This window comes from Lentimonas sp. CC4 (genome assembly GCF_902728235.1).
GTDB lineage: Bacteria > Verrucomicrobiota > Verrucomicrobiia > Opitutales > Coraliomargaritaceae > Lentimonas.
Genome location: NZ_CACVBO010000001.1, coordinates 2700388 through 2722919 on the forward strand (window position 1 = coordinate 2700388; position 22532 = coordinate 2722919).

The 22532-nt window shown below is 52.4% G+C and carries 19 protein-coding genes and 1 tRNA gene; 10 read left to right on the forward strand and 10 right to left on the reverse strand.

The annotated features are described in order from the left end of the window. Positions 1-17 precede the first annotated feature (17 nt). The 5 genes from GZZ87_RS11615 to ppdK all read right to left on the reverse strand — a co-directional run bounded on the left by GZZ87_RS11615 (position 18) and on the right by ppdK (position 5604). Positions 18-563, reverse strand: coding sequence for a DJ-1 family glyoxalase III (locus GZZ87_RS11615; RefSeq protein ID WP_162025182.1), 546 nt, complete (start codon positions 561-563; stop codon positions 18-20). Beyond that, positions 560-1390 carry an alpha/beta fold hydrolase gene (locus GZZ87_RS11620; RefSeq protein ID WP_162051203.1) on the reverse strand — a complete coding sequence of 277 codons (831 nt, stop codon included), beginning with the start codon at positions 1388-1390 and terminating at the stop codon, positions 560-562. The genes GZZ87_RS11615 and GZZ87_RS11620 overlap by 4 nt, the downstream gene beginning before the upstream one ends. Before the next feature lie 55 nt (positions 1391-1445). Then, positions 1446-2117, reverse strand: coding sequence for a DUF2293 domain-containing protein (locus tag GZZ87_RS11625; RefSeq protein WP_162025180.1), 672 nt, complete (start codon positions 2115-2117; stop codon positions 1446-1448). Between the two features lie 10 nt (positions 2118-2127). Next, positions 2128-2652, reverse strand: a complete 525-nt coding sequence (locus tag GZZ87_RS11630; protein ID WP_162025179.1) for a cob(I)yrinic acid a,c-diamide adenosyltransferase — start codon at positions 2650-2652, stop codon at positions 2128-2130. 207 nt (positions 2653-2859) lie between these two features. Beyond that, a complete protein-coding gene (gene ppdK / locus GZZ87_RS11635; RefSeq protein WP_162025178.1) occupies positions 2860-5604 on the reverse strand; it encodes a pyruvate, phosphate dikinase in 2745 nt (914 codons plus the stop codon). 208 nt (positions 5605-5812) lie between these two features. Between ppdK and tatC the strand changes: the two genes are divergently transcribed. Continuing rightward, a complete protein-coding gene (tatC, locus tag GZZ87_RS11640; RefSeq protein ID WP_162025177.1) occupies positions 5813-6673 on the forward strand; it encodes a twin-arginine translocase subunit TatC in 861 nt (286 codons plus the stop codon). A 786-nt stretch (positions 6674-7459) separates the two neighbouring features. On the opposite strand, the gene GZZ87_RS11645 is transcribed toward tatC, so the two are convergent. Continuing rightward, entirely contained in the window at positions 7460-7702 is a 243-nt protein-coding gene (locus GZZ87_RS11645; protein WP_162025176.1) for a hypothetical protein, read from the reverse strand. 189 nt (positions 7703-7891) lie between these two features. Between GZZ87_RS11645 and secG the strand changes: the two genes are divergently transcribed. The 3 genes from secG (at position 7892) to GZZ87_RS11660 (ending at position 10873) form a co-directional block, all read left to right on the forward strand. Further along, positions 7892-8395, forward strand: a complete 504-nt coding sequence (gene secG, locus GZZ87_RS11650; RefSeq protein WP_162025175.1) for a preprotein translocase subunit SecG — start codon at positions 7892-7894, stop codon at positions 8393-8395. 143 nt (positions 8396-8538) lie between these two features. Beyond that, positions 8539-9318, forward strand: coding sequence for a hypothetical protein (locus tag GZZ87_RS11655; RefSeq protein WP_162025174.1), 780 nt, complete (start codon positions 8539-8541; stop codon positions 9316-9318). Positions 9319-9502: 184 nt separating this feature from the next. After that, entirely contained in the window at positions 9503-10873 is a 1371-nt protein-coding gene (locus GZZ87_RS11660) for a YiiX/YebB-like N1pC/P60 family cysteine hydrolase (RefSeq protein WP_162025173.1), read from the forward strand. A 192-nt stretch (positions 10874-11065) separates the two neighbouring features. On the opposite strand, the gene GZZ87_RS11665 is transcribed toward GZZ87_RS11660, so the two are convergent. Beyond that, positions 11066-12094, reverse strand: a complete 1029-nt coding sequence (locus GZZ87_RS11665; RefSeq protein WP_162025265.1) for a glutamine synthetase beta-grasp domain-containing protein — start codon at positions 12092-12094, stop codon at positions 11066-11068. A gap of 219 nt (positions 12095-12313) precedes the next feature. Between GZZ87_RS11665 and GZZ87_RS11670 the strand changes: the two genes are divergently transcribed. The 4 genes from GZZ87_RS11670 to GZZ87_RS11685 all read left to right on the forward strand — a co-directional run bounded on the left by GZZ87_RS11670 (position 12314) and on the right by GZZ87_RS11685 (position 14659). Then, complete coding sequence (locus GZZ87_RS11670; protein WP_162025172.1) at positions 12314-12748, forward strand: serine/threonine protein phosphatase; 435 nt, start codon at positions 12314-12316, stop codon at positions 12746-12748. Position 12749: 1 nt separating this feature from the next. Then, complete coding sequence (locus GZZ87_RS11675) at positions 12750-13583, forward strand: protein phosphatase 2C domain-containing protein (protein ID WP_162025171.1); 834 nt, start codon at positions 12750-12752, stop codon at positions 13581-13583. Positions 13584-14020: 437 nt separating this feature from the next. Next, positions 14021-14302 carry a type II toxin-antitoxin system RelE/ParE family toxin gene (locus GZZ87_RS11680; protein WP_162025170.1) on the forward strand — a complete coding sequence of 94 codons (282 nt, stop codon included), beginning with the start codon at positions 14021-14023 and terminating at the stop codon, positions 14300-14302. 15 nt (positions 14303-14317) lie between these two features. Beyond that, positions 14318-14659, forward strand: a complete 342-nt coding sequence (locus tag GZZ87_RS11685; protein ID WP_162025169.1) for a HigA family addiction module antitoxin — start codon at positions 14318-14320, stop codon at positions 14657-14659. A 23-nt stretch (positions 14660-14682) separates the two neighbouring features. Here GZZ87_RS11685 and GZZ87_RS11690 read toward each other — a convergent pair whose 3' ends face one another. Beyond that, complete coding sequence (locus GZZ87_RS11690; RefSeq protein WP_162025168.1) at positions 14683-17769, reverse strand: efflux RND transporter permease subunit; 3087 nt, start codon at positions 17767-17769, stop codon at positions 14683-14685. Positions 17770-17809: 40 nt separating this feature from the next. Further along, entirely contained in the window at positions 17810-18949 is a 1140-nt protein-coding gene (locus tag GZZ87_RS11695; protein WP_162025167.1) for an efflux RND transporter periplasmic adaptor subunit, read from the reverse strand. 201 nt (positions 18950-19150) lie between these two features. On the opposite strand from GZZ87_RS11695, the gene GZZ87_RS11700 reads away from it, so the two are divergent. After that, positions 19151-19226 (forward strand) — tRNA-Phe (locus tag GZZ87_RS11700). Positions 19227-19523: 297 nt separating this feature from the next. On the opposite strand, the gene GZZ87_RS11705 is transcribed toward GZZ87_RS11700, so the two are convergent. Next, positions 19524-20816, reverse strand: a complete 1293-nt coding sequence (locus GZZ87_RS11705) for a Gfo/Idh/MocA family oxidoreductase (protein ID WP_162025166.1) — start codon at positions 20814-20816, stop codon at positions 19524-19526. 350 nt (positions 20817-21166) lie between these two features. On the opposite strand from GZZ87_RS11705, the gene GZZ87_RS11710 reads away from it, so the two are divergent. Further along, a complete protein-coding gene (locus GZZ87_RS11710; protein ID WP_162025165.1) occupies positions 21167-22528 on the forward strand; it encodes a DEAD/DEAH box helicase in 1362 nt (453 codons plus the stop codon). Positions 22529-22532: the final 4 nt, after the last annotated feature.

Sequence of the window (22532 nt, forward strand, 5' to 3'; positions counted from 1 at the left end):
GTGTGATTAAATAGCAGCTAGTCGGTCCAGCAGACCGAATCTGCGATGGTGTCCGCTGTCGATTGATCGGTTAATTGGCTGACGAGTTGCAGTGCAAATTCGGTCGCTGTGCCCGCACCGCGCGAGGTAATGATTGTGCCGTCTTGCACGACTGTCGCTGTCAGCGCGTCGGAGAGTTCGTGCTCGGCGGCAGGGTGGCAAGTGTAACGCAGGTCTGTGTGTAGCTCAGCGTCGAGTAAGAGCAGTGGGGCGGCGCAGATGCAGCCGATGAGTCGGTCTGCGGCGAATTGCTGTTGGAGCAGTTTGCAGATCTGGGGATGTTTGCGAATCTGCATGATACCTGGACCGCCAGGAAGAATGATCGCGTCGAATGTTTCGTCGGCAACATCGGCCAGACTGTGTGTGGCTTGCAGGGTGATGCCGCTGCGTCCTAGCACGAGCAGTGTATCGTCGAGTGCAGCTTGCACGACTTCGACACCTGCTCTGGAGAGTAGGTCGATCGGTGTGACTGCTTCGATTTCTTCAAAGCCTGGGTGGAGGAGTATCAGCGCGCGTTTGCTCATGGCTCGATGGAGTTCGAATCTTTGATGAAAGGCAAAACAGTATCCCAATAAACTGCGCCTGCGACTTGTTTTAAGTTGTTGTGCCCCGCACCGTTGACCCAGAGCTTTTGCTTTTCACCCTTCAACGCGTCCCAGTTCTGTTTGGCATGTTTAAACGGCACGGTTTGGTCCTCTACGCCGTGGATGATCAACGTCGGGCATGTGATGGATGAGCGGAGGCGCTTGAGGTTGTCGAATTTATCCCAAGGCAGCACTTTGATGCGTGTCATGACACGGAAGGTGGAGCTGAACGCGCCATCTAGGATCAGCCTGTCAATTGGGTAGCGCTCTGCCAGCCAACACGACGGGCCGCTGCCGAGTGACCGGCCGTAGAGTGTGATCTGCTCGGGTGTGACGTTCAGCGTCTGGGTGGCGTAGTGATAGGCGGCATCGGCCGCAGCATAGACACCTTTCTCGCTGGCTTTGCCTGTGCTGGTGCCGTAGCCGGGGTAATCGTAGGCCAGCACCGAAATACCTGCGGCTTGAAAATGTTTAAGGTTTTGGCGAATCATGCCGATATCGACACCATTGCCATGGCTGTAGAGTAGTAGTCGCTGTGACCCCGGTGCTTCAATCAAGGTTGCGGTGATGTCTTCGCCGTCGCTGGCCTTGAGTTTGAAAGTTTCTGGGCCATCCACATAGCTGGCCGGCACGTGCGGAAAGATCATTTTATCTGCAATACTCGCTGCATAAATGACGCCAGTCAGGTAAGTGAGCCCGAGTGCGATGAGTAGAAGAAATGAGATGTTTGAGAGCATTTGCTTAAAGTGACTGCGAAAGTGCGGCATTTCAGCACTCTTAAAAACACTGTTCTGTGACGGGAGCAAATGCAATTCGTGTGGGTTAACGGATCGCTTTTTGCAAGGGGCAGTGTTCGACGTCGATACGTGTGCCTTGGCGATAGTTTTGCAGGAGTCGCTTGGACTCCTTGGCGAGCATGCGGCGCACTTCGCGGCGGGCGCCTTTCTCGCGAGGGATGTGCATGTTGTCGTAAGCTGTAGTTTGGTGACGCAGCCATGCGATGGTGGCCGCTTCGGCGCGTTGCTCGATCGGGATGCGTTTGGTGCGTGCGACAGTGCCGCTGCCGACGGGGGTTGCGTGGTCGCTGATCAACTGCGCCATGCGATCTGCAAGCAGGCGGTAGCGTGGGTGGAAGTCGAGATAGTCACGCAGTGCCGCAGTGAAGTCTTCGGTGTAGGCGACTTCTTGTTTGGCACGCCGGGCGCGGCCTGCTTCGAGTTTTTTAGTGTAGGCGGGATCGGCGCGTTCACATTCTAGAATCATGCGCAGCGCCTCAATGCGATCCGACGGCGCCCAGATGCCGCGCGAGAATTCTTTGCGGCCTTTCTTTTCTTTCACCGTCCAGGTCGGGCCGTCTTGCTTGATGCGTCGACTTAGCGCCGCATCGCCAGGCGGCAACAGCGCCCAGCCATCAGGCACGGCTTGGAGTTCACCTTGCGTGGTAAATACATGGCGTTGTTTCGGAGCAGGACGGACGATGAGTGCTTCGTGCATGATGCGAATACTACTCGTGTTCACGGCCGATAAGCCAGAGTAGGTCAGCTAGACGATTCAAATATTGGTGGAGTTCGGGCCGCACCGCGGCGCCGCTTTCTTTCAGCTCAATGAGTGAGCGTTCGGTGCGGCGGCAGGTGGTGCGGGCCTGGTCGAAGAACGCTTGGGCGACGGTTTCGCCTGCATAGGTCCATCCGCTGAAACTGCCAGTCGTGGTTTCTTTGACTTGGATCTCGGTGGTGAGGCGGTCGACTGCCTCTTGCGTGATTGCTTGCTCAGCGTATTTTTCTTTGAAGCGTGATTGGTCAGTATCGTCGGTGGCGATCTCGGACATGAGGTAGACGAGTTCGCCTTGCACCTCACGGATGATTGCCTTGGCGGCGTGGTCTTGTGTGTGGGCGCGGCAGAGGCCGAGTGCGGAGCCGAGTTCGTCGACTTGGCCGTAGGTCGCGACGCGAATGTGAGTCTTTGGCACGCGTTTGCCAAAGAGAAGTGCTGTGGTGCCGGTGTCACCGGTCTTGGTTGCGATGGACATGAGGGGAACATCGAACATTGAACATCGAACGTCCAACTTTGAATGACTGTGTGATGTAAAAACTGTGAGGCAATGGCGGATTCACTGAAGGACAGACAGGACGGAGGTCTGCCGGAGATGGCGTAGCAATGTCTGTGTCACTTTCATAAAAAAAGCCCTTCGGCGAACCGAAGGGCTTTTGATTAGAATTTGACTGAGTGACTCAGACTACTTCTTTGCCTTAAGCGCTGATTGTGCCGCAGCGAGGCGAGCAACTGGAACGCGTGGAGGCGAGCAAGATACATAGCTCAATCCAACATTGTGGAAGAACTCGATGGAAGCTGGATCGCCACCGTGCTCACCGCAAACGCCGAGCTTGATCTTCTTGTTAGTCTTGCGACCCTTTTCTACGCCGATTTCAACAAGCTGTCCAACACCCGCTGCATCGATCGATGCGAATGGATTTTGTGGAAGGATGTCGAGTTCCTTGTATTGACCAAGGAAGGAGCCAGCGTCGTCACGGCTCATGCCGAGACCAGTCTGAGTGAGGTCATTGGTGCCGAAGCTGAAGAATTCTGCAGTTTCTGCAATCTCATCAGCTGTCAAAGCGCCACGAGGGACTTCGATCATTGTGCCGACGAGGTATTCGAACTCTACGCCCTTCTTCTCCATGACTTCAGCAGCCACGCGACGAACGATCGCAGTCTGATTCTTGAGCTCATCAGCGAAGCCGACGAGAGGAATCATGACTTCAGGAATCACCTTGATTGGGTTCTTCAGCTTGTAGCATGCTGCTGCAGCTTCGAAGATCGCACGTGCCTGCATTTCGGTGATTTCCGGGTAGGAAATACCGAGACGGCAACCACGGTGTCCAAGCATTGGGTTGGATTCGTGGAGTGCGTGCACACGGTTGGAGATCACATCGACATCAACGCCGAGGGAGTTTGCAAGCTCGCGCTTGGAAGACTCGTCGTGAGGAAGGAACTCATGCAAAGGTGGGTCAAGCAGACGCACTGTTACAGGAAGACCGCCCATTGCCTTGAAGAGACCGTTGAAGTCCTTGCGTTGGAATGGAAGAAGCTTCTTGAGTGCTGCGCGGCGTTCCTTCTCGTCTGTTGCGAGAATCATCTGACGCATGAAAGTGATGCGATCACCTTCGAAGAACATGTGCTCTGTGCGGCAAAGTCCGATACCCTGAGCGCCGTATGCGATTGCAGACTTAGCTTGGTCAGGAGAGTCAGCATTGGTGCGAACACCAAGCTTACGGTGCTTGTCAGCCCACTTCATGACTTGGTCATACATGCGGAATGTGTAGCTATCCTTTGCGTCGAGCTTGCCGTTGAGGACTTGGTCAACTTCGGAAGGAGCAGTTGCAACTGCACCAGCGAAGATTTCACCAGTGGTGCCATCGATGGAGATGTCTTCGCCGCTCTGGAATACTTGGTCGCCGATTGTGAGTGTTTCTGCACCGTAGTCGATTACGACTTCGGACGCACCACAGACACAGACCTTATTCATCTGACGAGCAACGAGTGCTGCGTGCGAAGAAACACCACCACGAGATGTGAGGATACCTTCCGCAGCGATCATACCACGAAGATCTTCTGGTGTTGTTTCAACACGGCAGAGGATTGCGCGGCCGCCCTTGGCATTGACTGCTTCAGCGTCTGGAGCTGTGAAGCAGATCTTACCGGAAGCAGCACCAGGGCCAGCTGGAAGACCAGTTGTGAGCACCTTAGCTTTTGCAACAGCAGCTGGGTCGAAGACCGCAACAAGAAGTGAGGAGATGGAGTCTGCCGGGATCTTAAGAAGTGCTGTCTTTTGATCGATCAGCTTTTCCTTAACGAGCTCAACAGCGATACGAACTGCCGCGAGGCCAGTGCGCTTACCGTTACGTGTTTGCAGCATCCAGAGCTTGCCGTCTTCAACGGTGAACTCGAAGTCCTGCATGTCCTTGAAGTGTGCTTCAAGCTTCTTGCGAACTGCTTCGAGGTCGGCGTGCGCGTGTGGCATTTCTTCCTTAAGCTGTGCAATCGCGTTGGGTGTGCGGATACCCGCAACAACGTCTTCACCTTGAGCATTGATGAGGTATTCGCCGTAGAAGACTTTCTCACCGTTTGCAGGGTCACGTGTGAAAGCAACACCCGTTGCGCAAGTGTCACCCATGTTGCCGAAGACCATCGCCTGAACGTTAACAGCGGTGCCCCATGCTGCTGGGATGCCGTATTTCTGACGGTAAAGCGTTGCACGCTCATTCTGCCATGAGTTGAACACGGCGCTAACAGAACCCCAGAGTTGCTCGTAAGCATCTTGTGGGAAAGCTGTGCCTGTGCGCTTTTTGATGACTGCCTTGTAGCGCTTGATCAGCTCCTTAAGGTTGTCAGCTGTGAGCTCGTTATCGAGTTCAACACCAACTTCTGCGCGGAGTGTTTCAAGGATGCCTTCGAATGGGCAGTGGTCGTTTTCGTTGACCGCTTGCACGCCCATGACGACATCACCATACATTTGGATGAAGCGGCGGTAGCAATCGTATGCGAATGCTTCGTTGCCGGATTCAGCAGCGAGTGCCTTAACTGTCTTGTCGTTGAGTCCAAGGTTAAGGATCGTGTCCATCATACCTGGCATGGACTCACGAGCGCCGGAGCGAACGGAGAGAAGAAGCGGGTTCTTATCTGCGCCGAGCTTCTTGCCAACTTCCTTCTCGATCTGTGCAACAGAAGCCTTAACTTCCTTTTCAAGAGTTTTAGGATACTGACGACCGTTGTCGTAGAAGTATGTGCAAACTTCAGTAGTAATTGTGAAGCCTGGAGGCACTGGAAGACCAATGCGTGCCATTTCGGCGAGGTTGGCACCTTTACCACCGAGAAGTTCGCGGAGTTTGGAGCTACCGTCAGTCTTTTGACCGAAGTCGTAGCTATATTTAACCGCCTTTGCGGCTTTTTTTGTGACTTTTTTTGCTTTTTTAGCTGGCATAATAAACGATCATTTTGTGGATCGAGTTAAGTGCCGGAGCGTTTCGATGTGAGCCGCTTCGGCGTGAGAAAGCATGTAGCAAATGTATTTCGCTATGCCTGTCAATGGATTAGCGACCTGCAGGTAAACTATTTAAAATGTATTTGTTGAAGGGGGGCTTTTCAGTGTTGCGATTGCACCTAGGTCTTATTCAAAAGAGAGCTATTATATGACAGAACATCCAGGCAGTGAGGAAGAAGAATACGATTGGGATCATGAGGAGAATGACCTTGGTTGGGATAGTGACTTGGCGCTCGATGACGCGGAAGAGGGGATGTCTTTCTTGGGGCACCTCGAGGAATTCCGTTGGACGGTCGGTCGTAGTGTTTTGGCGTTTTTGGTGGGAGTGATTATAGTTGCTTGTTTGATGCCGCACGTCGGTGCGTTTTTACAGATGCCACTAGTCAAGGCTTATGGCTCGGCTGAGTTGGTTCAGAATAATCTGATTACGTATAAGCCGATGGGGGTCTTTTCGGTGTTCATTCAAATCGCGCTGTTAGGTGGCTTGGTGTTGTCGATGCCTTTCGTTCTGTATTTCATGGCGTGCTTTATTGCGCCAGGGCTCACCGAGCAAGAGCGCAAGGTGGTGCGACCTGCTTGTTTCGCTGCGTTCCTTCTTTTTGTTTCGGGGGTGGCAGTTGCGTTTTATGCGATCCTTCCGCTGACGCTGGCGTTTTCTGTGCGCTTCAATGAGTTGATGGGCTTTCAGGTGCTATTGGCTGCTTCGGAATATTATAATATGGTCGTCTGGTTCTCTTTGGCGACTGGGGCGATTTTTCAGTTCCCTCTGATTATCGTGATCTTGGTTTTTATTCAGGTGATCTCGGTCGAGAAGTTGAAGGCAATACGACGGGCTGTGTTTGTTGGCTCGATGATCTTTGCGGCACTCTTAACGCCGGGCGGTGATTTCCTCTCGCTGCCATTAACGACGGGGATTCTTTATGGTCTGTATGAGTTAGCGATTCTTGTCGGCGCGCGTATCGAGAAGAAGCGTCTCGCGGCAGAACTCGCTGAGCAGGATTCCGAGTAGGCTGAAGGGGAGGCGCGTCGGTTGGCGCAGTATGCTTTGTCGCTGTGTAATCTTTCCAGGTGTAGGACGTGCCTCTCGCAGAGGGCACGTTTGAGAGAGGCGCCTGGGGAAACGCGGCCTGTGCTGCGCAAAGAACCGCGTTCTACATTACGATCTATATGCTCTTCAGGGGCAGCGATGTATTTTCAGCCGAGTCATGCTTTATCCTAGATTCAGGAGTTAGAAGTTATACCATCCTTTGACATTATCTGGTAGTATGTAGTCATCGAAGGGAAGACCACTGTGAATACTTTTCAGCTGTATTTGTTAACCGCCCGCTACGCTAGAGATCGCAGAGCACGCTGAGAGCTGACGCAGAGCATTTCACACAGCCCTCCCCATCTCCTCGGCGCGCTCAGCGATCTCTGCGGTTAAACCTTTTTACCAGTTTTAGTCGCATGTTGGTATTAGGAGTCAGGCGGAGGTCTGCCGTAGATGGCGTAGCAAGTTAATCCCTGGTGATGAAACGCTTACAAACGTATTCGCTGCTGCCTGCCGAGTGCAGCGACACTTATTATGTCCTTGGGTGCAACCGAAGGGCGAAGCCATTTGGCGAATCGAAGATTCTTCATAAAACACTGATATTCAGCTCCTAACCTCTACCTTCTAACTACTCTTTTTAGGTTTATTTTATTAGACGAAATGAGACCCCTATAGTGTATCTGAGTCTATGCCTGAATGCGCACGAAAAAAGCCGCCTCTTATAATAGAGGCGGCTTTTTGAAAATAAAGATCCGTTGGGTTCGGTTACTTCTGGTTCCGTTTGCGCTGATCAATCAGCACGATCATGAACATGTTGCATGCAAACCAGAAAGTCGCGCTGATCGGAATTGCAGTGAAGCACGCTTGTAGTTGTGCGACGACAGGATCAGTGGAGAAGGTGAAAGGACGCAGCAAAATCGACATCATGACGAAGACTCCTATTGTGAGGATGGCTCCGAGGGCGATGTGGCCTTTGGTGAGTAGTTTTTGGTAGGGTGCGTTTTCCATTTGTGTGCATCAGAAAATGCAGTCCGCGGAGGCTGTCAAAGCGAAATTACTTAATTTTATAAGGATGTATTCTTGCCTGAATTCAATTTTCTGTTAACGCGAAGGCATATCAGTTGAATTTATCGCTTGAACTTGCGGGCGCACTGCGCATTTTACCACGTTTTCCTAAAATCCATATCGCGATATTTTATGAGCGCACTATTCATCAGCCTTCTCACTCTAGTTCTTATTCTTATTTCTGCATTCGTCGTCTTGCTTGTCTTGATGCAACGCACTAGCCAGAGCGGAGGTATGGGAGCGGCGCTCGGCGGCGGTGCTGCTGAATCTGCATTCGGCTCCGATACGAATAACATCCTTACCAAGGGCACCATTTATGGTATCATTGCATTCTTCGTCGTCGCGTTGGGCTTGTTCCTTCTCTATCAATCTGAAGCTGCAGATAGCTTGAAAGTTGTGAATGCTGCTGAATTGATCAGCGCTGAAGAAGTTGAGCAAACTGCTGAAACGACAACAACTGTTGTTGCTGATGAGGCTACTGTGGTTGAGGGGGTAGATGGTTCCGAAGCAGTTGTTGAAGATGTAGTCGAAGCAGTCGATGGAACAATTGAAGAGGTTGTCGAGTCTGTTGAAGTGGAAACACCAGAGGTTGACGTGGAAGCGCCAGCTGTTGAGAGTGTGCCTGCTTCAAATTAATGCATAAGATAAAAACACCCACATTTCTTTTTAGACTAAGGTCAGCTGTTTTCGGTTTTGCCGCAGCTGGCCTTTTCTGTATCTACTTACCTAGCGCGTGCCTGGCTCAACGGACGACTTCGAATGGGCCGCGTGGCCCAATCATGGAGAAGATTGATGCTGAAGAAGGTGCGAAACGTATGGCCTCCTTTCGTGCGCAGCGTTTGGAAGGGGATTTTTGTTTTAAATTCCAGTTGGAGCAGAAGCCGCGTCGCGGCAAGACGGTTCGTTATGATGGAGTGATGTATGGCTCGTGGAATGAGCGCGGTCCGGTGAGTCGCTTTCAATTGTTCCCAGAGCAAATCGGCAAGGAGGCTCCTGTTGGTCTTTCGGCGATTGAGTTGATCGTTCAAAACGGTGTGGAACCGGAGGTGTGGATTCGCCGTCAGTCGTCTGAACCATTTACTTTGATCGAGGACGGGGCGTTGTTTGAGCCGATTTTCGAAGGGGTGCTTTACACGCCGTTTGACCTGCAGATGCCCTTTATATTTTGGGAGGACTATACGTATGAGGGGCCATCGCGTGTCTTGAGTCGTATCGGGCAGCGTTTTTTGATGCAGCCGCCAGAAGATTCGCTTGCAGCTCAAGATGGGGTGTCTGCGGTGCGTATTGCATTGGATGATGCGTATTATGCCTTGCTGCGTGTTGAAGTGTTGGGAGCTGGCAATGTCACGCGGTCGCGTTTTACGGTGATTAGTTTAAAGGAAGTGCAAGGCCAGTATATCGTCAAAGAAATCGAGTTGAAAAACTTAGAGACTAAAGATGCCACCGATTTCAACGTGAAGGCCGCGAGTGTTGGTTTGATTTTTGATCCTGCGGTGTTTGATCCTCAGGGTGATGTCGAGGCTCCGGCGATTTCAGCCGCATTGTTTGATGCCTTGTGAGTCGGTGATGGCTGAGAGTGCCTTGTTTTTTTGATGCTGAAGCATTGCCTGGTTTAGTCTTGTTCGACTGTATAACTGGGCGTGGAAGCGTAGTTTCCGGGCCTGTCGGGAGTCTCTTCTGCATCGGTTGATGTGTTGCTTGAGATTGACCGTTATGCTGGTGGCTGTCTATGAATAGGCCGATATGCAGAATCAGTCTCAGGGGGCCGCGTTGAAAGAAGTGGATGTGTCGTCGCACATACCGATGTTATTGGCGGCGGCTGGTGCGTTGCCAAGTCGTGAGTCGATTGAGCAATACTTGGACAAGTTGACGGCGGCTGAGGCACGTGGTTATTTTCTTCCAGATGAGGATGAGGGCTTGCGCGAGTTATATAGTCATTATTTGGCACTGCGCTTGAGTCTGCTTGAGTGTGTGTGTGAGGTGAGCGGCGGTAAGCTGTCGGTCAAAGGCACTCAGAGTTTACCTCGATTTATCCTAGCATATGCGGCCGCTTGTTTATTAATGCGGGCGGGGAGCTTTATTGTAGAGATGGCGCAAGCGCATCCGATCGTAATGAAAAAACTGGACGAGCCTGAGCCGCGTTTTGGTCACGAGTCGAAAATCTTCACCCGTATTTATAGGAGCCTGACCTCACCGAAGCGGCGCTGGGCATTCTTTGAAGCGACTCGGTATTATGAGGCGCATCGCTCTGAGATCGTTGAGCTGGAAGATGACGTGGATTTGGGGGCAGTGGTGGAGTTGTTAGTTGCCGAAGAAGCGACGGTGTCGGCTCGGCGGCGGGATTTCTTGAAGACTCGTTTGGCGTATCGTATGCATTCGTTTATGCGGCGTAACCATTCGGGACTGCGTAAGACGATGTTTCAGATGCTGAAGCTCAGTGGCAGCGCGGTGGCTGAGCTCAAGCAGCCCTTTGTAAAGCCATTGGGTGCGGGGAAGCGTGTGACGCCGGAGGTGCGTGAGCGGTTATTGGCATTTTTACAGCCAGGCGATGTGTTGGTCATGCGGCACGACGATGCGATGAGTAATTTGTTTTTGCCTGGGTTCTGGCCGCATGCGGCATTTTATATTGGCACGAATGGGCAACGTTCGGAGTTGGGAGTGCTGTCGGATATAGAGATCGATGAATCGATCTGTTTCTTGGAGGCGAAGAAGGATGGGGTGAAGCTACGTCCGCCTGGGGATACGCTGCAGGTGGACTCATTCACGGTGCTACGCCCGAGGGTTTCGGATGCGGAGCGGGCAGAAGCGGTGTCGCGTGGGCTGACGCATGCCGGTAAGCTCTACGATTTTATTTTCGATTTTGCGGCTGCGGATCGTTTGGCCTGCACCGAGTTGGTGTATCGCTCGTATCACAGTGTCGGATCGATTGCGTTTGAACTGCAGGCGCATGCCGGGCGTCCGTGTTTGTCAGCGGAGGATCTTTTAAATCAAGCGGTCGGTGGCGGCTGGTTTGAGCCGGTGCTTATTTACGGCGTGGCGAAGCAGGGTTGGGTTGAAGGCGCGGAGGCGCGTGTGATTTTGGAGCAGAGCTTTGCGTCGAAGTGGCTTCGCTAGTCCGCTGTGGGATGAGTTTTTTTTGTGTAGCGGATCCGCGAAGCGGTTTCGGTCAGAGACTTAATCTTGCAACTAGTCTTGCTCTTAATCTGCTTCCGATCGATTAGGATTAGGATGTTGTTGAGGAATGCGTGCGCACAAAAAAACGCCACTCCGTGAGGAGTGGCGTTGATTGGAAAAAAGCGTTTTGGCTTATTTGAATGCCGCTTCGGCTTCCGCAACTGTCTTGGACACGCGGGAAACGATTTGGTAAGGGTCGCCCTGTGAGTTTGGACGACGGTCTTCGAGGTAGCCCTTGTATGCGTCGTCCTTGACGAAGCCGTGTGGGACGCGGATCGAAGCACCACGGTCAGCAACACCCCAAGAGAACTTGTCGATGGACTGTGTTTCGTGGAGACCTGTGAGGCGCATGTGGTTGTCTGGGCCGTAAGCAGCAACGTGCTCGTCCTTGTATTCTTCGAACTTGTCCATGAGCTTGAGGAAGTAGTCCTTACCACCTGTGTCGCGCATGTAGTCTGTGGAGAAGTTGCAGTGCATGCCGGAACCGTTCCAGTCACCAGTGAATGGCTTGCAGTGGTATTCTACATCCACGCCATACTTTTCGCAGAGGCGCTGGAGGATGTAACGAGCAACCCAGATCTGGTCGCAAGCTTTGTGTGCGCCCTTGCCGAATACCTGGAATTCCCACTGACCCTTTGCCACTTCAGCATTGATGCCTTCGTGGTTGATGCCTGCGTCGAGGCAGATGTCGAGGTGCTCTTCAACGATTTGGCGAGCAACGTCACCAACAGAAGAGTAGCCTGCGCCACAGTAGTAGTCGCCTTGAGGAGCTGGGTAGCCACCGTCTGTAGGCCAGCCGAGTGCACGACCGTCTTGCATGAGGAAGTATTCTTGCTCAAGGCCGACCCATAGGCCTGGATCTTCAGCAATTGTTGCGCGAGCGTTGGATGGGTGTGGAGTGCCATCCGGGTTCATCACTTCGCACATTACGAGGAAAGCGTTCTTACGTGTGCTGTCTGGGTAGCAAGCGACTGGCTTTAGGATACAGTCAGAGCTGCTGCCTTCGGCTTGTTGAGTCGAGCTGCCGTCGAAGCCCCAAAGCGGGCAGTCGTCGAGCGACCATGTGCTAACATCGCCATCTTTGACGCATGTCTTGCCACGAAGATTAGGCACCGGTGTGTAACCATCGAGCCAGAGGTATTCTAATTTGATTTTAGCCATAAGTGTTATTAATCGTTTGTCGTTGAATTGACTGATTTTGTAGATCTGAAAGTGAGTGAATGGATCGATCTCACCTTTAGAAGCAAACAGATTTAGCAAGATGCGTGCCAGCGAAGTCATCGCAAGTTTTTTTGCCATGAATTAATAAATCTGTCCGTATTTTTGACGAGTTCTTGCCAAAAGTGGTAGGCGCCTTTGAAGTGAACCAAATTATATTGTATGAAAGAGGCTAAAAATACAGCGAGGGCAGTCGTCCATATTGGTTACGACGGTCGAGTTCATAAGACGTTTAAGGGGCCGCAGGCTCGTGAGCGCTATGCAAATGAAGTGCGCGTATTGGACTTTTTACAGAAGCATGGTTGCACATTTGTGCCGCAGATCTTGGAAAAAGATGACGAGACGCTTTATTTAGTGACGAGCAACTGCGGCAAGGTGGTCGATCATGTGAGTGAAGAGAAGAAGACGCGTATCTTTACGGAGCTGGAGCAGTATGGCGTGCGGCACGATGATGCAGAGGTGCGCAATATCACGTATGATACGCGCCAGGGGCGGTTTTGTGTGATTGATTTTGAATTTGCGACCATTCTAGAGCCAGGCTATCCGCCGTCGCCGAAACTTCAGGCAAATCCAGATCGTAGTGCTTGGGAGAAATAATATGGAAGAGCAACCATCATTTTCAGGTCAGTCTGTGCGCTGGTTCGGTCAGACCGACGTCGGCCGTTTTCGTAAGAATAATCAAGATTCGTTTCTGCTGCTTGCCGTGGATGGTGAGGGTGTAAAGCGCCTAGGCAAATACGGTGAGGCCGACTTGACCGCCAATGATTTTGTATTTGCAGTGAGTGATGGTATGGGCGGCGCGAATGCCGGTGATTTTGCGAGCCGAATTGCGATTGATAAGATCACACGACTCTTTCCGAAGAGCTTTCGTAGCGCAGCATCGGGGATCGAGATCGGCTTTCAAGACGTGTTGAGTGAGCTGTTTGATCAGATTCACGGGGAGCTCACGCATATGGGGTTTTGCTACGAGGAGCTACGCGGAATGGGCGCGACGCTCAGCTTGTGCTGGGTGCGGCCTGGGTGGCTCTATTTTGCACATGTGGGCGATAGTCGTATTTACCACCTGCCGAAAGACGGCGGGATCAATCAAGTCAGCCACGATCATACGCATGTGGGCTGGATGTATCGAGATGGCCAGCTGAATGAGACCGCGGCGCGAAGCCATGCGGGGCGTAATGCGCTGCAGCAGGTGCTCGGTGGAAAGAACCAGAATCTAAGTCCACAGTTTGGAGCGATCGGTTATGAGCCGGGCGACCGTTTCTTGATTTGCTCTGATGGTTTGGTTGAAGGGCTGTTTAATCGTGGCATGGAGCGAATTATTCGTAATCCCGCGCCGCATTTAAAAGGCACACCCGCCGAGATGCTCGTCACCGAAGCTGTGCAGACCGACGGTAAGGACAACACGACCGCCGTGGTGTTTGAAATGGTTTAACCGGGTAGCGCGTGTGCGTCCCGCACCGCATGGTAGGTGAGCCGATTCTTCTCAAATCCGCGATTCCTTCTAGGTGCGAGTATTAACCGCCCGCTTCGCTTGAGATCGCAGAGCACACGGAGGCTCTGATGTAGCGGAGTCCGCGAAGCGGTTCCGATATCTGTTCTGTGCTTGAGTTGTCGGTTTAGTTTACCTTCGTAGGGGCGTTGCTTTGCGACGACCGCGCATCTGCAAGTGGCTAATTGGTTCTTGTGGTATGGATGACTGAATTTGCCCGCTAAGTTTCGCGAAGCATACGCGAAGATGAGGGCTCGTTAGGATGGAGGTCTATTGAGGCTGTTGTTCAGTTTCGAGGTCTTTTGCTATGAGCTCCTTACTGTTTCTATAAATTAGAAATAGTGCTTTACATGCGCCGAGACTGACTCAATATAAATTTTATGATAAAGAGCTTTCGAAACAAAGAAGTCGAAAAGCTCTGGAACCGTCAGCGCAGTGCTAAGCTCCCGCTTAGCATTCAGTCCAAAAGTCGCGATAAGCTCGCACAAATCGATTCTGCCATTCAAGTCGAAGATTTGAGCTTTCCTCCGGGGAATCGACTCGAATCGCTAGGTGGAGATCGAGTCGGACAACACAGTATTCGTATCAACCAACAATGGCGTATCTGCTTCCGCTGGGAGGCCGGGAATGCCTTTGATGTGGAAATTGTCGATTATCACTAAACCGAAATAAATAACATGAGCCATTCCAAACAGTTACCGCCCGTTCAGCATCCCGGACTTCTCCTTAAAGAAGGGATCGATGATTCTGGCATCAGTCAGTATCGGCTAGGGAAAGACCTGCACATCGCTCACAGCACGATCAGTGGTATTTGCCAAGGGCGTCAAAGCATCACGGTTGCCATTGCCTTAAAGCTTGGAAAATACTTGGGCACCAGTGCGGAATATTGGATCAACCTTCAACGCCGTCACGACATCGAGACGCAGCGAGATCGCATGGCAAGCGAACTTGACGGGATTCATCCAGCGCAAGTCCTCGAGTGTGCGGAGGAAGCGGGTGAGTATAACGAAAGGCGATGAGCCGAGGGTTGTTGTCTTCTACTCTACGCAATTTCAATCCCCGTCGCTCCGCCTTTGCGATCCTTTGCGATGAGCATATAGATCGATGGTAGGAAGAGTAGGGTGAAGAGGGTGCCGATTGCCATGCCGCCGACTAGGACGAGGCCAATCGAGTTGCGGGCTTCGGCGCCGGCTCCGGTGACCATCGTGAGTGGGAAGTGGCCAGCCACGGTGGCGACGGTCGTCATCAAAATCGGGCGCAGGCGCACCTCGCTGGCTTCCTGAATCGCATCGAGCTTTGCCTTACCTTCGCGCTGTAGTTCGTTGGCAAATTCCACGATCAAAATACCGTTCTTCGCGACGAGGCCTACGAGTGTGACGAGCCCGACTTGTGAGTAAATGTTGAGCGTTGTCGTCCAACCATCCGTGAAGAAGGGCACGTTGGGGCTCATCATCTTTAGGAAGGTAAAGATCAATGCGCCAAACATCGCGAGCGGCACGGAACCGAGCAAAATGATGAACGGGTCGCGGAAACTATTAAACTGTGCGGCAAGTGCCATGAAGATCAGCACGAGTGCGAGGCAGAAGGCGGGCAGGAATTTATTACCTTCGTTGCGCAGTTGGCGCGATTCGCCGTCGTAGTCGATCCGGTAGCCGTCGGGTAGAATTTCTGCGGCGGTGTCTTCGAGGAACTTGAGGCCTTCGTCGAGAGGGCCCATATAAACGCCGCTCATTTTAACGGCGTTGAATTGCTGGAAGCGATTGAGTGAACGTGGCTGCACACTGTCTTCGAGTGTGGCGACGGTGCTCAACTGAATAAGCTTATCTTCGGGGCCTTTGATGTAGATATCTTGTAGCTGGTCTGCATTGAGGCGGCCGGCGCGTCGGATTTGCGGGATCACTTTATAGCTGCGCCCATCGATATTGAAGCGGTTGACGTAACCGCCACCGACGAGTGAGCCGAGGTCGGCGCCGATGGCGCGTTGATCGAGGCCGAGTGAGCTGACCATGTCATGATCAATCACGAATTTAGTCTGTGGCTGATCGATCTTGGTATCGATGATGGGAGGGAAGGCGAAGCGTCCGCTTGCGATCGCTTTGGCATGGATCTGCTCAACGAATTTGAGGATCTCTGAAGGCTCGGCTGTTGAGGCAATGATGAAGTCGATCGGGAAGTCGCTGCCGCCTGGTAGCGCTGCAGGTGTGACGGGGAAGAGGCGCACGCCAGGGATTGCGCCGAGCCCTATTTGTGCTTCAGGGAGGATGTCAAAGACGGTGCGTTCACGTTCGCTCCATGGGCTGAGAATCATACCGCTGAATCCGCCGTTGGGGAAGGTGAGCTGGAAGCTATAAGCGGTTTCTGGAAAACTGAAAAACACTTCGTTGGCTTCTTCGGTGAAGCGTGAGGTTTCTTCGATCGCATAGTTGGCAGGCGCATCGACGATGCCGAAAATGACGCCTTGGTCTTCAGTCGGAGCGAGCTCTTTAGGAGAGAGCACAAACATGGGCAGACACATCAGAGTGATAATGATCCAGCAGGTGTAGATGACCCAACGAGTCTGCAGTGCAGTGCGGAGGATGCCGCCGTAGGTTTTTCTGAGTCGGTCGAAGCCGTTGTTGATGATCAGTGCGAGTCCCTTGTGTTCGCCGCTACTGAGCAGCTTCGACGAAATCATCGGACTGAGCGTGAGTGCGACGATGGTCGATACGACCACGGCGCCACAGAGTGTGAGGGCGAACTCGCGGAAGAGTGAGCCAGTCAAGCCGCCTTGGAAGGCGATGGGTAGATAGACGGCGATTAGCACGAGAGTCGTTGCGATGACGGGGCCAATCAATTCACGCACGCCGAGCAGGGCAGATTCGATTGGTTTCATGCCCGCTTCGAGGTGACGCTCGATATTTTCGACCACGATGATGGCGTCGTCCACCACGATTCCGACCGAAAGCACGATAGCGAGTAGCGTGAGCAAGTTGATCGAGAAGCCGAACATCTGCATCAGGAAGACTGCGCCGATGAGTGAGATCGGGATCGTAATAATCGGCACGAGCACGGTGCGGATGCGCCCCATGAATAGGAAGATGACCACCATCACAATGATCAGAGTCTCCGAGAGTGTCTTTACTACCTCGATGATCGATTCTTCGATGTAAACGGTGGAGTCATAACCGATGGCTGCCTCGATACCTTCGGGGAGTTCGCCTTTAATTACCTCGAGCTCTGCGCGCACTGCTTTGATGACGTCGACTGTATTGGCGTTGGGCAGCACGTGCATGCCCATGAAGACGGCCTTCTTGCCGGAGAAGCGCACTTCGGAGCTGTAGTCATCACCGCCGAGTTCGACTGTGGCGATGTCTTTGATGCGCACGATGGTGTTGCCCTGATTAAGGATGGCAAGTTGCTCAAATTCTTCGACCGAATTGAGGTCGGTATTGGTGGTGAGATTGACCGTGACTAAGTTACCCTTGGTCTGGCCGACAGCGGAGAGGTAGTTGTTGGAGGCGAGCGCTTCACGGACTTGCGCCGGATAAATTCCCAGTGCGGCCATGCGTGCGGGCTCTAGCCAGATGCGCATGGCAAAGGTGCGACCACCTAGGATTTCGGCTTCTTGCACACCTTTGATCGAAGTGAGGCGTGGCTGAATGACGCGGACGAGGTAGTCGGTGATTTCGTTGGCCTCCAGTATGTCGGAGGAAAAGGATAGATAGGCTGACGCGCGTTCGCTCTCGGCAGACTCCACTGTAATAATCGGGACTTCGGCCTCGGGGGGAAGGTCGCCGCGGACTTGGTCGACCTTTGAGCTGATTTCGGCGAGCGCTTTGGTGGAGTCGTAGTTGAGCTCAAGTCGCACAGTGATGGTGGACATGCCCAATGCACTTTGCGAAGCGATGTAATTAATGCCATCCGCCGAGGCGACTGCACGCTCAATCGGTGTGGTGATGAAGCCGCGCACGAGGTCGGCATCGGCACCTGTGTAGATCGTGGTGATTGTGACTTTGGCGTTTTCGTTGCGCGGGTATTGGCGCACGGTGAGCGAGGAGATCGCCTGCAAGCCTGCGATCACAATCACCATGCTGACGACGATCGCCAGCACAGGGCGCTTGATGAAAATATCGGTAAAGGCTGTCTTCATTCTAGAGTGGTCTTTGTTTGAGCCGAATCAACGCAGCCGATTAGGAATTCTTCGGATTGGGGGCGAGCTCCGGTTTAGGAGCCATCTCATTGTGGATTGTCACGGGCATGCCGTTGCGCAATTTGAATGCACCAGCGGAGACGACTTCGTCGCCTTCCTCGATGCCTTCGATAATGCTCACGAAGTCACCCATGTGCTTGCCGGTTCGAATAAAGGACTGCTTCACTATTGTGGTGGTAACACCAGTTTCTTCGTCGGTCTCAGTGACGACTTTGAAAATGGAGTTGCCGTAAGGTGCAAAGACTATGGAGGTGGCTGGCACGACGAGCACTTCATTCTTATTCGGCAGTGTGACGGTGGCTTTCACAAACAGCCCTGGACGTAGGAGTTCGTCGGGGTTGTCGAGTGTGCCTTGGAGTTTCACTGTGCGCGTGGTCGGGTCGATCTGTGGACTGATTGCAGTCAGGGTGCCTTCGAATTGCTGGTCGGGGTAGACGTCACTTTGTAAGGTGATCTGCATACCAGTCTTAATACGTGCGATCGCTTGTTGTGGCAGGGTGAAGTTGACGAATACCTGGTCGCACGATTGTAGGCTGACGATGGGAGCGCCTTGAGAGAGATATTGGCCGAGATTGATTTGGCGAATGCCGACGCGACCGGTAAAAGGCGCACGGATGGTTTTGCGATCAATAATCGCTTCCAAGTTATTCATCTGTGCAATGGCGGTGTCGAAATCCGCTTGCGCCTGGTCGAGTTGCGATTGGGCGATGGAATCTGTGCCGCGTAATCGTTTTGCTCGGTCGAGTTTAGTTTTGGCCAAGTCCGCGGTCGCTTTATTTGAGTTGAGCAGGGCTGCTTCGACGCTCACGTCGAGTTGGACGAGGATGTCGCCCACTTCGACGTTTTGACCATTTTTGAAATTGATGGCGTTCACCACGCCCGCGACTTCTGCATCGAGGCGCACACCTTGAACGGGCTCGATCGAGCCAATAGCTTGCACGCTATCAATCCATGATTGGCGCTCTGCAGTAAAGGTTGCGACACTCTCTGGCGGTGGCACCATGAGCTTACCAGCCTCTGCCATTGCGTCGAAGGAGGCTTTCTTCGTGCCGATAATCAGGACTAGGGCGAGTGCGAGGCCTCCAAAGATGCAAAGTGCGAAGATTAATTTTTTGACCATGATGCGGTATGTTTGTATTGTGGTGCCGTGATTTTCGGCACTGTGGATGTATTAGGTGAGCAATTTTGAGAAAGACAAACACTTGTTTGAATTTTCCTGAAAACAGCGGTTTTTAGGGCTTAAAAAACTTTTTTTAGAAAATGTAAAAAACCAGTTGACGAGTGGCTCAGAGGTTCACTTAATCCCGACTTTCTCAAGTAAGGCCAGATAGCTCAGTCGGTAGAGCAGAGGACTGAAAATCCTTGTGTCCCCAGTTCGATTCTGGGTCTGGCCACCACTTGAAAAAGCCCTGTCTCTTATGAGTCAGGGCTTTTTTGTGGATGGTTTTATCGCCCTTGTGGATTCGACATTGGGCTCTATGCGTGGCTCGCGCTTTCTATTGAGCTTACTGCGACGGGCCTCTTATCGGAAACTGTGTGCCACAACTTCGAATGAGGCATGCATCACCACTGCGATCCCGCTAATTGTTGTTGAGGCGGGGTTTTGTGTGTCTTTGTTGGGTAATGATACTGGCCCAAAAAAAATCCCCACCTGTTCGAGGTGGGGATTGGTCGGGAATACTTACTTGAAGTGACTATACGGTCGGTAGTTCGTAGCCTGGGCGACGAGGGCGATCTTGCATTGACTTCGCTTCTGCATCGCCGACGACCTGCTGTGCGACAGGATCCCACTTGAATGCGCGGCCTAAGCGTTCAGCAACGGCTGAGAGTTGGCAGATTGTGCCGGTCCTGTGTCCTACGGATGCTGGGCAGATGGTCGGTTTGCGTGACTTCACGCAGTCGATGAAGTTGCCGCGGTGGTTGTTTGAATCATAGACTTGAATGTCGTCTTCGGTGAAACGATGGCGCTTTAGGTCAACTGGCAAGGTCGCTAGTTGTCCGCGACCGACGTGCACTTCACCTTCGGTGCCAATGAAGCGAATCATGTGCCCGTGGTCAGGCTTCTTGTCGCGCCAGACTGTGATGCCGTCAGCGTAGCGGTAGTGGTGGTATTCTGCGCCGTTGTATCCTTTTGGGATGAATTCTGTAGGGCCAGTGTCGTCGCGGCCGAGTGCCCATTGCACAATGTCGAAGTGGTGTGCGCCCCAATCGCCGAATTTACGGCTACCATAATCCCAATAGCAGCGCCAGCCGCCGGTATACTTTTGTTTTACGCGATCTTCGGTATAGTCGTAGAATGGAGTCGGGCCGAGCCAACGATCATAATCGAAGCCTTCTGGAACGGGGACAACGGGTTCGTTCAACTTTGGCTGTGGGAAATTTCCGAGACGGCAGTAGACTTCTTTGACTTCACCGATCATGCCGTTGCGCACGAGGTTTGCTGCGATGCGGAAGTGAGCGGAGGAGCGTTGCTGCGAGCCAACTTGTAGGATACGGCCGTATTTCTGTTCCGCTGCGAGGACGGCTTTGCCTTCTTCGACGGTGAGCGTCATTGGCTTCTCAACATATACATCTTTGCCTGCCTTCATTGCTTCGATTGCAAGCGCAGCATGCCAATGGTCGGGTGTTGCGATGCAGACGATGTCGACTGCCGGGTTTTGAATGAGTTCTTCTGCATACGCAGTGGCTGCCACATCCTTAGCGCCTTTTTTTGCTAGCACGCCAACGGCTTTGTTTAGGTTGGACTTGCGCACGTCGCAGGCTGCGACTGCTTGCAGGTCACGCATGCCGGCGAATGATTTTAGGTGACCTTGGGCAATGAGGCCCGTGCCGATAAAGCCAATGCCGATTCGAGAATTGGCGCCTGCTTTGTTCGCGTTGCCGAGTGTTTCGGCTCTGATGATGGAGGGGGCTCCGAGTAGGAACCCAGCTGCAACAGCGGATTGCTTTAGAAAGTGGCGTCGGGGTGTGTGGGATGAACTCTTCATTTATTTTTGTATTTCAATGGTTTTCGATAGGTTGACGATATATGTCAAAAAGTCGGAAGTTATAAGAGGTGGTTTGAGTTGTTTTTGCAAATAAAATGAATGTTCATTCGGTGGTTTCTACTGATTATTTGCTTCTTTTTATCTATTTTTAATAGGATTTTTCATTTTTGAGGTCTCATTTTATGATATTTCCACGTGTGTTTCATTGTGATGGTAAATGACAATGTTGGGCGCAGCGGTTTTTTGTCTGTAATGCGATTTCTGGTCTGTAATGTTTGGAGCTGTTCTTATCTTGTCGATAAATGGCCTTTTATGCATACGGTGCGGGCTTGATCGAAACTATGAGTGATATGGAATTTAAAGATTTGCCCTTAATTGAACCGCTGCAGCGTGCATTGGAGGAGCGGAAGTATACTGAGCCGTCGCCCATACAGGCGCAGGCGATACCCTTATTACTTGAGGGGCGTGATCTTTTGGCCTGTGCGCAAACGGGCACGGGAAAGACGGCGGCGTTTGCGCTGCCTATATTAAACCGTGTCGTAACGCAGGGGCGTAAGCCGTTTCGTCGTGGTGTGCGTAATTTGGTATTGGTGCCGACGCGTGAGTTGGCCGTGCAGGTGACGGAGAGTTTTCGCACCTATGGCAAGCATTTGGATCTTAAGATCGCGATGATCTATGGTGGTGTGTCGCAAACGCCACAGACGAGGGATCTGTATTTCGGCTTAGATATCTTAGTCGCGACGACAGGTCGCTTGCTCGATTTGTTGCAACAGGGTCACGCGAATCTGACGGGAGTCGAGTGTTTGGTGCTGGATGAGGCGGATCGTATGTTGGCGATGGGCTTTATTGATGACCTTCGCGAAATCGTGCGTGATATTCCCAAGGAGCGGCAGACGATGTTGTTCTCCGCGACAATGGCAAAAGGTGTCGGCAAGTTGGCCGAGGGCTTATTGAATGATCCCGAGCGCATTCGTATCGACCCTGAGGGCACGACGGCCGAGAAGATTGATCAGTCGGTGCTCTTTGTGCGCCTTCGTGATAAGCCTGCATTGTTGCTCGACCTGCTGCACAGTCAGTATTTTGAAAAACAGAACGAGCTTTGCATGATTTTTACCCGCACCAAGCGTGATGCCCGATTGATTGCGACGCATTTGAATCGCGACGGGATTCGCTCGGATACGATTCATGGTGATCGCACACAGGCGGCGCGTGAAGATGCACTGCGACGCTTTAAGCTCGGTGAAACGCCAGTGTTAGTTGCGACCGATGTGGCGGCGCGTGGGATTGATGTGAAAAATATTGGTTTGGTGATTAATTATGACCTGCCTATGGACTCCGAGAATTATGTGCACCGCATCGGTCGCACGGCGCGTGCGGGCGAGAGCGGCAAGGCGATGAGTCTATGCACTGAGATTGATCAAGACGTGTCTCGTTTTAAGGCAATTGAGAAGCTGACGAAGCAGACGCTCCCAACGATTCGTGAGCATGACTTCCATGACGAAGCCATTGAAGCGCTGCACCGCGAAGGCACGCCGCTGCCCGATGAGCCAGATCGTCGTCCTGCACGAGGTGTGCGTTCGGCGGCTAAGCGTTCGCCTAAGAAAGGCGAAGGTCGCTCCGAGAAAAAGTCAAAGGGCGTCTCGGGCGCTAAAGCTGCCAAAGAGAAGCGCTCCGGTCGTCCGTTCAGAGGCTTTGGTCGCGGTCGTCCGTAGTGAC